Here is a 10,669-nt window from a genome sequence, read left to right as displayed (position 1 = left end):
TGCGTCGAGTGGCGCTGGGGTGCGTCCCCCGACAGCCAGGAATACGCCACCTGCACCCGCCGCGCCCCGAAGGATCAGCAGGCGCGCATGCAGCAATACCGCCCCTGGTTTCGCGACACACGCCGGCCGCCGCGCTAGTGCGGCGACGTGAAGATTCCGAGACCGGTCTCGGGCCGATGGTTGCCCGTGTCGCCTTGGAGGGCGACACTCCCGGGCGCGCTCCCGGTCACGCTCCTGGCGCTGCGGCCGGATTGTTGGCCGGAGTGTCGCCCTCCAGGGCGACACAAATCGCCATCTCAATTCCGGCAGCCGAGCAACCAACCGGCCGCACCGCGTCAGGAGTCTGTTCCATGTCTGCATCAACGCCCGCCCGGAGCACCCGCCGAGATGCTTCCCATCCGGTTGCCGGCGGCCTCGCCGTCATCGCGCTCGCGCTCATCCTCGCGGGGTGTGCCACCGGTCGACCGCCCGGCGTGGAGGCAACATCGACCTGGGCCGGGCGTGCCATCGGGCCCCGGCCGGCGTCGAACCCGGCGCTGAAGCGCGCCATCATCGCCCGTGCCAACGGGGAGTGGGAATATTTCGGGCGCCAGACCGTCGTGTACCGCGGGAGCGAGGAGAGCATTCCCCATGTCGGCTACTGGGAAGACGACGACCCGCGCCACAGCCAGCGGGTCAACGCCTACTGGCGCGCGGTCGGCCAGCCGACGCTCGACGGCATGGACTGCGATGAGCCCTGGTCCGCCGCCTTCATCAGCTGGGTCATGCAGCGTGCTGGCGTGCCCCAGTCCCAATTCCGCCCGGCCATCGCCCACTGGGTCTACCTCAGCGCGGCCATCGACGACGCCGCGCTGCCGGGGCGCTGGTTCGTTCCCCAGCGTATCTCGGACTACAGCCCCCGGCCCGGCGACCTGATCTGCTCCTCCCGCGGCCCGCGCCGGCCCGGGATGATCGGCGGCTACACCAGCCCTGGCATGCTGCGCGGCACGAACACCCACTGCGACCTCGTGACCGCCACGGACGGCAAGCACCTCGAGGCCATCGGCGGCAACGTCCGCAACTCGGTCTCGAAGATCTCCGTCGAGCTCGATGCCCAGGGTCGGCTGCGCACCGTCCCGCGGCGGCCCTGGTTCATGATCCTGCAGAATCGGCTGTAGGACCGGTTTGGCCGGGTACATCAGGCCCCGCAGGCAACAAGCGCGGTGCCTGTTCGCACTACGCGGCGGCAACCGCGACCGGCGCCGACCCGGGGCATCCCGTCACCTCGCGGAACCGTGCGTCGCCGCGCGCAATAGCCTGCATCCGTCCAGAGACTGCTGCGAACGGCTGATGCGCCTCACGCTATGAGACCCGGCAAGCCAGCCTGGCACAGGGGGGGATGAAGCAGTCGAGCAGCGCATCGACGTTTGCTTATTGACTCGGTGGTGAACTGGCCGGCGGGTGCTTGGGGCTGCGCGATCCTCAGTGTAGCCCGCCGGCCGCTCCCTGGTCCTCGTCCTTGACCGGCAGCAGGCCGACGATGCGGCCGACTATCTCGTCACTGAGGGTGAGTTTCGGGGTGGCGAACGTGCGGCGCTGCTTGGAGACGCGCTTCGGCTTCAGGGGCAGTTGCGCTCCAGATTTGAGCTCGTCCGCGTCGCTCATAGCGGTGTCGCTGGTGGAATGCCTTCTGAACTGTGGGCATCGGGTGCCGCACGACCATCAGTTTCGTTCAGCTTGCGCTTGATATCGCGAATGATCTGACTTTGGTCTACTTCGGTCCTGAAGACGACACGCCGGGATCGAACCGGATTTTCCACGCCGTCCTCGATGATCGGATGCGCTGAGGAGTAGCCGACCGCAACGAGTCGGGATTGAGCCCAAGTCCGGCGCGCGCCATCGGCAACCTGGCGAAGACAGAGCTCCAATACCGCGGATGCGCGCCGCTGCGAAAGGTCCATGTTGTTGAGGAATGCTTCCTCTGGGCCAACGCCGACATTCCACTCCGTTGACGCATGTCCTTCGATGCGCAGCGCGCCGACGCGCGGCCCGAACGCATAGAGCTTGTCGAGCCAGCGCGGACAGAACTCGTCGAGAAAGTCGCGGGTTTGCGGGCTCAGCTGCGCGGACCCTTGGGCAAACAGCGCGGTGTCGGGCAAGGTGATCGCCCCCGTTACGGGATCGATTTCGCCGCCTATTCTGCTCACGAGCCCACCGACCGCGGTCTGTATCGATGCTGCGACTTCTTGGCGCAGCTGTTCGCTTGCCGCGATAGGCGCACGAATGCTCTCAATCAAGCCTTGAATGTCTTCCAAGTCGCTCGGCGGGATCTCCTTTACCAACTCCAGTGCATTCGCCACCTCTTCCGGTGAGCGCCCGTTCTTCACCAGCTCGGCGAGCTTGTTTGCCCAGTCAATGATGTTGTCGTAGCCGTTCGCTTCCAGAAGATCGACGAAGGCTTCTCGTTCGGTCCTTGGCATACTGCCTAGTGCGTCGATGAGCTTCTTGAGATCCTCGGCCTCGACGAGTCGCGCTCCGTGCTTGAGCGCGGTTACCTGCTCGATGATCTGGTCGACTTGGCTGGGGTCGTCAGCCGCGAGGGTCAAGATAAATTGCTGTTGTTCCGGCGGGGCTTGCTCCATGGCGTCGATCCACGCGAGTGTCATCTCGTTGTCGATGAGTCGCGCTCCGTCTTTCATTGCCATATCCGCGGCGATTACCTTCGCGAGGGCGTCACTTCCTGCGTGGTCCCGCAGCCAGGCCAGTTCTGCCGTGTCGTACTGCCTGACCCAGCCTTGCCGGTCACATGCAATCTTGAGCTCTTCGTACTTCTTTTGCTCGGTTGCGCGCCACAAGGCGAGCAGCAGCAACAGGATAAAAGCAAGCAGAATAAAGACCTCTGCGACCGTCAAGCCCATAATAGTGCCACGACGGTAGTCCGCGGAGCGTCCGCGCTTTTCCGCTCCGGTGTTCATCCCTGATTCTTACCGCGCCAACGGAAAAGACCGGTCATGCCGAATGGGCGCCTTCGTGTCGGCTCGGTTGGGATTCTCTCCGGATCGTTGGCATCGCCAGCGTCGGGAAGGGGCTTGCGCTCGGTGGCGAGGTCCGCACGTTTCGCTTTCACGGTGCTTTCCAGCGCTTTTGCCGCGGCGCGAAGTGAGGCGCCCGCTTCTTTGAGCTCGCCCGCGGCTGACTCCGCCTGTTGAGAGAACTCGCCGACGCGCTTCGTGAGTACGGTGGCGTTGACCACCGCTGTCTCGAAGCGCTCGATGCGTTTGTCGATCGCCGCGATGGATTTTGCGAGGGCCGCGGACGAGGCGTCGGCATCTTCGCGTGTCGGTAGGCGCCGGAGGGACTGAAGCCTCGCCTCGGACTCGTCCAGCAGCCCCGCGATCTGGGGGATGTGTTCCGCGATCCGCAGCAAGTCCTCGCTGCCCGAGCGGATCGCCCCACCGGACGCAAGCAACTGCTCGAGCGCTGCCTTGAGCGCACCGGAGACTTCAGTCGCCGATGCGGTAATCGCATCCGCCGCAGCTCGGGTATCTTGCGCAAGCGTCCGGGCCGACTCGTCAGCGGCGCTCCTGATCCGTTTGCTCGCGTTCGCAAGCTGATCCGCGAAGCCCTTGCTCTCGCGCTCCAAGGCTTGCTGCACGGTCGTCGCCGCCGCGCCAAGTTTGGCCGCGTGGCCCGATAGTCCGTTCGTGATGCCTTGCGTTTCCGCGGCGAAGCGCTCTGAAGCGCCGGAGACATTCTTCGCCAAGGCGCTCGCGGCGCCCTCCACTTGATCGGAGGCCTTTTTCGTCGATTCACCAACGGCGGCCACGCTTGACGCCAGTCGCTGCGCCTGCGCATCGATCTGGTCGCAGAGGGCAGCGACGCGTTGGTCTGCCTGTCTGAGCCAGTCCTGGAAATCCTGCTGTGCTGCGCGGAGGGTAGACTTCAAGTCGTGGACGACGGCGGCCCCGGTTGCTTGCGCATCGACTCGAACCTGAGCGAGGGCGGCCTTGTAGAGGACGGATGCCTCTTTCGCCGTGTCTTGCGAGTACCGCTGCATCCATTGCCGGTAAGTGTGTTGCGCTTCGGCGCTGGCCGCCTCGAGCCTTGTATGGTGCTCGGCGAGGGCTTGTTCGGTTTGCCGGGCAAAGTCCTGGAGCGCTGTCACGCTCTGGCCGAGCTCGGTGCGAAGGTCTCGCGCCGCGGCGCTGATCGCCTGGCGGGCTTGCCGCTCGGCAGCAACGACGTCCGGGCGCAATTGCAGGAAGAGCGCACGCAGAAAGATGCCGGTGATGGTGGAGGCCAGCGCGACGCCGAAGCCCGAGATGATCTCTCGGACCAAATCCAGATCACCCGAAGCTTGGGTTACTGCAGAGAGCGTCCACCCGAGACTGACCAGGGTCAGAATGAAGCCGAGGTAATAGCAGTTGTCCCCGATCATGTCTGGCTCCAGGGACGTGTTGCCTGGCAGCCAGGCCGCGGCGGCATAGGTGCCGATGACCAACATCGGGAACAGGATCACGATCCACGTGGGTGCGCTAAGCGCCTTGACGGTAAGGGTGCCCAGGGCGCCGATGACGAATGCGGCAAAGAACAGCAACTGGTCGCGCCGTTCGCGCGGCCGCGACTGCGATGGGTTAAGCGCGGTCGGCATGTCAAAGGTCTCCGATCACAACCCTGTGGACCGCGTGGGCGCCCTGGTGCTCGAAGTACTCTCGCCAGAATCCCAGCATCGCCGCGTCTTGGCGTCCGGCGGATGCCGGCCTGGGTAGTTGCAGCAGGGTGACATCCACGCCGTCGAGATTTCTTGCCAGACGTCCGTAGTCTGCGGATTGCGCGAAGTCGCCCCAGCGCTGACCACGATAGAAGCTGAACACGTCGCTGTGCTGGAGCAGGTCCGAGGCGATGACCAGGCGCTTTGGCTGCGTCGGCCTCAGGTCGGCGAAGGCATCGATAATCAACGCCTGGATCGACTCCATGATCGGCGAGCTGTCGGCCGCCGGGGCCGCGAGCAGATCGGTCAGCGCGTTGTGCAGCGGGTCGACAAACCCTTCGCGATAGCGCGCCTCCACGAGAGCCGGGTTCTGGTAGAGCGAGCTCGCCTGGCTTCCTTGCAACGGCTTGCAGAGCTTTAGCCGTGTGTCGGACCGAATGCTCGCATCAGGGCTGACCAGCCCGAATGTCACGCGCGTACCGACCGGCAACGCCTGTACTTCTTGGCGCAGCAACTGGTCGAGGCGGTGCTGTTGCTGCGGCGTTAGCGGATCGGTCACGTCGAGCAGGACCGCGAACGCACCAGTGGGCCCTGCACGTGGGCAGAGCGTGGCCATGTCGATGGCGTCGCCACCGCCGAGCCGAACATTGGCGATGACCAGCGCCAGCAGACCAGCGGCGGCGAGAGCGGCGAGGATGACTCCCCAGATCTTGCGTGCCGAGTCGCTGTTGCGCTTGGTGAGCCGGCGAACGCGCGAGCGGTTCCTCTTGTGCCGACTCATGTCGCCTGTCCTGCCTCTGGATGGCGCGCCGGCAACGATGCCGGGAGGGTCGTCGCGTTGCGTTCCAGCACATCGATGCTTTCGTAGCGGCGGACGGCTGCCTTGTACTCGTCGAAGATCTTGCCGATGGTGTTCTCGACAATGTCGTTGATAGCGGCGATCTCCGCCTCGGCGGCATCGCGTTCCGGCAGCGGGATGGCATTTGCTTGCGCGGTCGCCTTGAAGACGTGGGGCCGGTTGAAGTGGGCCGGGGCCGTGGTGGACTGGCGCGCGGCGCGGTTGGCGCTTCGATACTCGGCCAACAACTGATCCACGACCAGCTGTGCATGATCGAGGAAGGCGTCGAGCTGTTTGGCGAGTCCCGCCCGGGCGTAGAGGATGTCGATGGCTTCGCTGATGTTGGAGGTCAGCGTGCGGCGTGCCTCCTCCAGATCGTCGGCGGCGGCATTTCGTAGGTCTTCGAGGTCGCGCAGCGCGCCCTCCGCACTCTCCGCGTAATCCTCCCGAGCCAGTTCCCAGCGATGTTGCACGCGGCCGTAGTCTGGGTAGGGATCGCTGATTGCGTATCCCTTCCAGAACGCAAGCAGGCAAACGAGCAGCCCGACACACAGCAATAGCCAGGACTCGAAACTCCTCAGCGCGGTCGGGTCGGCGCGGAAGGTCTCGATGGCGCGCAACACGGCGGCATCCCAGGGCAGCGTTCCCGCCGCATCGCGGAAGTGCGCAACCGCGACGTTGAAGACGAGCGCGGCGGCGATGATCAGCAGCACGACCAGCCAGCCCGCCAGCTTCCGCGGCCATCGCACATGGTTGACATTGCGCGCGAGGTAGCCGGCGCTCAGGGAGAAACCGACGTTCACGATGGAGATGATGACCGCGACGCTCATGCCGCCGAGCAGACCCAGTGTGTTGCTGGCCGAAAAGAAATAGCCGTTCATCGCCGCTTCGACCAGTACCAGAAAGCCGGCGAGACCCAGTGAGAAGGTTAGGCTGTTGCGGTCGTAAGCCGTCCGCCTGAGCCGGTTGTCGGCGATGAACCACTGCCGCTCGACGTGCCGTTCCATGACCCGCTGGCGATGGTTGGCCAGCGCGTTGTGGTGAATCGCGACGCTGGTTTGGTAGTCGGTGACGGTGGTCTCGGCAAGGGTGCGCAACTCCGCCTTCGAGTTGGATGCCTCACGCAGGCGCCGTGCGTAAGTCTCCATGTGCTCCTCGAAGCGGTTGAGCCCCATGACGCGAAGGCGGTTGACCTCGGCAACCACCTTCGCCTCGACCGGGTCGAGCGTGTCATCGTCGCTTGCCGGCAGTTCAGCCGTGCCGCGCTCGCGGCCGAGCTGAACGACGTTCAGGTCGGCGGCAAGCTTCTCCGCATCGATCTCAGGAAAGACGCTGGTCGATGGTATGAGCCGGTCGGGCTTCAGAGAGGCGATGAACTGCTTGAGCTTGGACATGCGCCTTCCGTGTCAGCCGGCGAGCGCCGGACAGGCGAGGGCGAGCGCGGCGGCTGCCGCGAGGTAGGTGGCTGTGCGCATGGGTGGTCCTCGGCCCTTTGCTTGGCCGGCTTGGTGCGGGCGAGCCCCTATCGTCTCGTGTGCTGCTGTGTGCGGTATATTCCGTGTGCACGTGCAGCATCGTCAAGGCGTCGCACACGGATGTAGGCGGCTGGGCACGGCACCGTGCGCGACCGCAACCTGGTCTATGAGCGAGCCTTGGCGCAGCCTGCTGGGGTCACCGATCGCCGACTTAAGCTTCAACCAAGGGGCCTGTCATGGAGCCAACGCAGTCGCTGAATTGGATCAAGGGTTTTCGTGCTGCCTTGCAGAAAATAGGCGCCCGTCAGAGTGATCAATATTCATGGATGGGAATCACAGAGGATGCCTACGTTTTTACTGCGGAGATCGACCACAGGGAGAAGGAGCACAATAAATATGATCATAAGGGAGGGATGTTTGAGAAATGGGTAAAACCGTTATCCCTAAACGATGGGGTTTCCCCTAAAACAATAAAGCACTCTCAAGAGCTTCTTGGCGCTGTCAAACGTGCGTACGGAGAAAATTTGAAATGTCGGCTCTTGCTGCTCAAGGGCACAAAATACGGGACTACTCCGGGTGGTGTACGGGCAGCGGTGGATCCTGATCCGTGGGTGGTCACTGAGTTTTCAGGAACTGTCATCGACGGCTTTGGGTTTACATTGCAGCGCACAACGTGATTATCCAAGCTGACCCGCCGGAAATATCGCTGTCATCGGACCCGCCCGGGAGGCCTCCCACGAGCACCAGATCTGCCGGAGTCGCCGACACTGCTGTCCTCTGGCGAGCCGCCGCCTGCCGTGATCAGCATCTGACGCGCCGCCTTCGGGCGTCTCGAAGGTACCGAGTCACGATCCAGTCACGCAAAAGAAAAGGGGCTACGTGAATAATCACGTAACCCCTTGTTTTGTATGGCGCGCCCGGAGAGATTCGAACTCCCGACCACCTGGTTCGTAGCCAGGTACTCTATCCAGCTGAGCTACGGGCGCTGCGAGCCGTGCAGTATGCTCTGGTCGCGTGCGCTTGTCAAGCGCTATGCTGCCGTCATCGGCTCGCCGGTGGTCCTTCGGTGCAACCTTTGCTTCGCGCCGTCGTTGACGAAACCCTGCCGCGCCACGGTGCCGTGTGGGTCGGGCTGAGGAACGCAGCCCGACGGGGTGCACGACCTGGCCGCCTGATCGTTGGGCCTCCTTGCCTCGGTCCAACCGACGACGGCCGCGTGACGCGAGGCCGCAACAGCTTTTGTCCACATCCTCATCAACGCATGAAGAGCAGCGTGCAGCAACCCCCGTCGCCACCATTGGCCGAGCGCATGCGCCCGCGCACGCTCACCGAGGTCATCGGCCAGCGGCACTTGCTGGCGCGGGGGCGGGCGCTGGAGCGGGCGCTGAGCAGCGAGCGGCCGCACTCGATGATCTTCTGGGGGCCGCCCGGCAGCGGCAAGACGACGCTGGCGCGGCTGCTGGCGGGTGCGTCCGGCTGGCAGTTCCTGAAGCTCTCGGCGGTTCTGGCGGGTGTGAAGGACATCCGCGCGGCAGTGGCGGAGGCCAGGGCCGCCCGCGAGGGCTTGGGGCAGGGCAGCATCCTGTTCATCGACGAGGTGCACCGGTTCAACAAGTCGCAGCAGGACGCGCTGTTGCCGCACGTGGAGGACGGCACGGTGGTGTTCATCGGTGCCACCACGGAGAATCCGTCCTTCGAGCTGAACAACGCGCTGCTCTCCCGCGCGCGGGTGTATGTGCTCAAACCGCTGGAGCCCGCGGACCTGGAGGGGCTCATCGACCGGGCGCTGGCGGATACCGAGCGCGGGCTCGGTGCGCTGGGTCTGAGCGTCGCGCCCGAGGCTCGCGCGCTCATCGCCGCCGCGGCGGACGGCGATGCCCGGCGGGCGCTGAACCTGCTGGAGCTGGCGGCGGACTTCGCGGCTGGCGCTGATGGGGCAGGCGAGGGCGCGGCTGCCGACGCGGTGATCGACGCGGACATTGCCCGGCGGGTCATCGAGGGCGGCGTGCGCCGCTTCGACAAGGGCGGCGAGGCCTTCTACGATCAGATCTCGGCATTGCATAAATCCGTGCGGGGCTCGGCGCCGGACGCGGCGCTGTATTGGCTCGCGCGCATGATCGACGGCGGCGCCGACCCGCTATACCTCGCTCGGCGCATCGTGCGCATGGCGAGCGAGGACATCGGTAACGCCGACCCGCGCGGCCTGGACCTCGCCATGAACGCCTGGGATGCCCAGCAGCGATTGGGTAGCCCAGAGGGCGAACTGGCGTTGGCTCAGGCCGTCGTCTACCTCGCTTGCGCACCCAAGAGCAATGCCGTCTACACCGCCTGGAACGCCGCGCTCGCCGACGCCCGGGGCCACGGCTCGCTGGAGGTGCCGGTGCACCTGCGCAACGCGCCGACCAAGCTCATGAAACAGCTCGGCTACGGCGCCGCCTACCGCTACGCCCACGACGAGCCGGACGCCTATGCCGCCGGCGAGCGCTATTTTCCCGACGGCATACCGGAACGGCGCTACTACCAGCCGGTGGGGCGGGGGCTGGAGATCAAGATCCGCGAGAAGCTGGCACGGCTTCGGGAGCTGGACCGGGCGGCGGGCAAGGGCGGTCGCGGCGAGGGATAGCCAGGGCCGTCGGTTGGGGGCTGGCGGCACTGCTGGAGAGACCGGGCGAGGTTTCGCGCGCGAAGCGGCGAAGCCGCCACTGGGAGCGCCGGCATCTTGCCGGCCCGCCGCAGTCAGACGGTGCGCCGGATCCAGACATTTCGCCAATCCAATGAGTCCGCGAGACCAGCGCCCGGCCGTTGGTGACACCGCTCCTGCGATGTCACCCGTCTTCTGGCGCTCTGCGCCTGCGGCGTCGGGCAGACGTGAGGCCGCCCGGCGGCTCGATGGTCGGCGGGTGCGTGCGCTCTGCCGCGGGGCGCGGGGCATAGAGAGATCCCGAAAGTGCTCGGCGTAGCTCGGGTTACGCTATCGCTAACCCGGCCTACCGCTTGAGGTGTGCGGATCGGTTCGTGGACGGGTACCGCGGTGCTATGTGGTCACTGCCGGGGCGTCCCGCGCTCGGTCACGTTGGCCGGCGCGACGCCGGCGCTCCCAGTTGGCCGGCGCTCCCGGTTGGGCGGCGAGACGCCGGGGCTCCCGGTGGTCGTTGGGACGCCGGTGCTGTCGGTGGTCGGCGCGCCGGCGTCAGTCGGCGCGCTTCCACTTGGCGGTGACCTTCACGGAGCCCGTGGCGGAGCCGGTGACGATGACGGGGATGGGCTGGGTCTCGCCCTTGAAGCCGATGCTGACTTCCATGGCCCATTCGTCGGGTGATTGGTCGGAGAGGCTTGCGTGGACGTTGCGGGCCATGGCGCCAATGCTGTTGCGCATCATGGCCATGGCGTCGTCGAGCTTGCCGCCGAGGCCGGTGGGCTCGGCGCCGGTGGGCAGGTTGTCCGCGGGACCGGCAAGGGAGACGTCGGCCTGCTCGACTTCGACGAGAATCTGGCTGCCGTCGTCGAGGGTGAGGGGTTTGATGCGGATCATGGGCGGGCTCCGTTCGTTCGGTGTGCGGTGAATCGGGGCGGAGCATAGTCCAAGGCGTGCGTGGTGCGTAGTGCGGAGTGCGGGCGCACTTCGCACCGCGCACTTTCTTTGCCCCCGCCGCCGGGTTACGCTAG

9 protein-coding genes and 1 tRNA gene are annotated in these 10,669 nt (G+C 65.6%); 3 read left to right on the top strand and 7 right to left on the bottom strand.

The features are described 5' to 3' along the window. Nucleotides 1–350 precede the first annotated feature (350 nt). Complete coding sequence (locus LJE69_RS07760) at nt 351–1,157, top strand: DUF2272 domain-containing protein (protein WP_296923581.1); 807 nt, start codon at nt 351–353, stop codon at nt 1,155–1,157. Nucleotides 1,158–1,461: 304 nt separating this feature from the next. Here the strand turns inward: LJE69_RS07760 and LJE69_RS07755 are convergent, their stop codons facing one another. From LJE69_RS07755 to LJE69_RS07735, 5 genes are read right to left on the bottom strand one after another with little or no spacing between them, the layout of a single operon-like run. Continuing rightward, a complete protein-coding gene (locus tag LJE69_RS07755) occupies nt 1,462–1,644 on the bottom strand; it encodes a hypothetical protein (protein ID WP_296923578.1) in 183 nt (60 codons plus the stop codon). Further along, complete coding sequence (locus LJE69_RS07750) at nt 1,641–2,954, bottom strand: OmpA family protein (protein ID WP_296923576.1); 1,314 nt, start codon at nt 2,952–2,954, stop codon at nt 1,641–1,643. The genes LJE69_RS07755 and LJE69_RS07750 overlap by 4 nt, the downstream gene beginning before the upstream one ends. Beyond that, complete coding sequence (locus LJE69_RS07745; protein WP_296923573.1) at nt 2,951–4,630, bottom strand: hypothetical protein; 1,680 nt, start codon at nt 4,628–4,630, stop codon at nt 2,951–2,953. The genes LJE69_RS07750 and LJE69_RS07745 overlap by 4 nt, the downstream gene beginning before the upstream one ends. Before the next feature lies 1 nt (nt 4,631). Next, nucleotides 4,632–5,471 (bottom strand): hypothetical protein, encoded by an 840-nt coding sequence (locus tag LJE69_RS07740; RefSeq protein WP_296923570.1) that lies wholly within the window; start codon nt 5,469–5,471, stop codon nt 4,632–4,634. Continuing rightward, a complete protein-coding gene (locus LJE69_RS07735) occupies nt 5,468–6,922 on the bottom strand; it encodes a hypothetical protein (RefSeq protein ID WP_296923567.1) in 1,455 nt (484 codons plus the stop codon). Before LJE69_RS07735 ends, LJE69_RS07740 begins: the two co-directional genes overlap by 4 nt. A gap of 317 nt (nt 6,923–7,239) precedes the next feature. Here LJE69_RS07735 and LJE69_RS07730 point away from each other — a divergent pair, with 317 nt between their 5' ends. Next, complete coding sequence (locus LJE69_RS07730) at nt 7,240–7,680, top strand: hypothetical protein (RefSeq protein ID WP_296923565.1); 441 nt, start codon at nt 7,240–7,242, stop codon at nt 7,678–7,680. Nucleotides 7,681–7,912: 232 nt separating this feature from the next. Here LJE69_RS07730 and LJE69_RS07725 read toward each other — a convergent pair. Beyond that, nucleotides 7,913–7,989, bottom strand: a tRNA-Arg gene (locus tag LJE69_RS07725). Between the two features lie 275 nt (nt 7,990–8,264). On the opposite strand from LJE69_RS07725, the gene LJE69_RS07720 reads away from it, so the two are divergent. Further along, nucleotides 8,265–9,626 carry a replication-associated recombination protein A gene (locus LJE69_RS07720; RefSeq protein WP_296923562.1) on the top strand — a complete coding sequence of 454 codons (1,362 nt, stop codon included), beginning with the start codon at nt 8,265–8,267 and terminating at the stop codon, nt 9,624–9,626. Nucleotides 9,627–10,193: 567 nt separating this feature from the next. Here LJE69_RS07720 and LJE69_RS07715 read toward each other — a convergent pair. After that, the gene (locus LJE69_RS07715; RefSeq protein WP_296923561.1) at nt 10,194–10,535 is read right to left on the bottom strand and encodes a CU044_2847 family protein; all 342 of its coding nucleotides are present in this window, start codon (nt 10,533–10,535) and stop codon (nt 10,194–10,196) included. Nucleotides 10,536–10,669 lie beyond the last annotated feature (134 nt).

The sequence above is a fragment of the Thiohalocapsa sp. genome (assembly GCF_022340605.1).
Lineage (GTDB): Bacteria > Pseudomonadota > Gammaproteobacteria > Chromatiales > Chromatiaceae > Thiohalocapsa.
The sequence above is the reverse complement of the archived record's forward strand: the minus strand, read 5'-3'. Positions and strand labels throughout refer to the sequence as shown.

Excerpts from the sequence above, each read along its gene's own strand:
- LJE69_RS07760 (WP_296923581.1), top strand. The coding sequence starts at position 351 with ATGTCTGCATCAACGCCCGCCCGGAGCACCCGCCGAGATGCTTCCCAT.
- LJE69_RS07755 (WP_296923578.1), bottom strand. The coding sequence starts at position 1,644 with ATGAGCGACGCGGACGAGCTCAAATCTGGAGCGCAACTGCCCCTGAAG.
- LJE69_RS07750 (WP_296923576.1), bottom strand. The coding sequence starts at position 2,954 with ATGAACACCGGAGCGGAAAAGCGCGGACGCTCCGCGGACTACCGTCGT.
- LJE69_RS07745 (WP_296923573.1), bottom strand. The coding sequence starts at position 4,630 with ATGCCGACCGCGCTTAACCCATCGCAGTCGCGGCCGCGCGAACGGCGC.
- LJE69_RS07740 (WP_296923570.1), bottom strand. The coding sequence starts at position 5,471 with ATGAGTCGGCACAAGAGGAACCGCTCGCGCGTTCGCCGGCTCACCAAG.
- LJE69_RS07735 (WP_296923567.1), bottom strand. The coding sequence starts at position 6,922 with ATGTCCAAGCTCAAGCAGTTCATCGCCTCTCTGAAGCCCGACCGGCTC.
- LJE69_RS07730 (WP_296923565.1), top strand. The coding sequence starts at position 7,240 with ATGGAGCCAACGCAGTCGCTGAATTGGATCAAGGGTTTTCGTGCTGCC.
- LJE69_RS07720 (WP_296923562.1), top strand. The coding sequence starts at position 8,265 with ATGAAGAGCAGCGTGCAGCAACCCCCGTCGCCACCATTGGCCGAGCGC.
- LJE69_RS07715 (WP_296923561.1), bottom strand. The coding sequence starts at position 10,535 with ATGATCCGCATCAAACCCCTCACCCTCGACGACGGCAGCCAGATTCTC.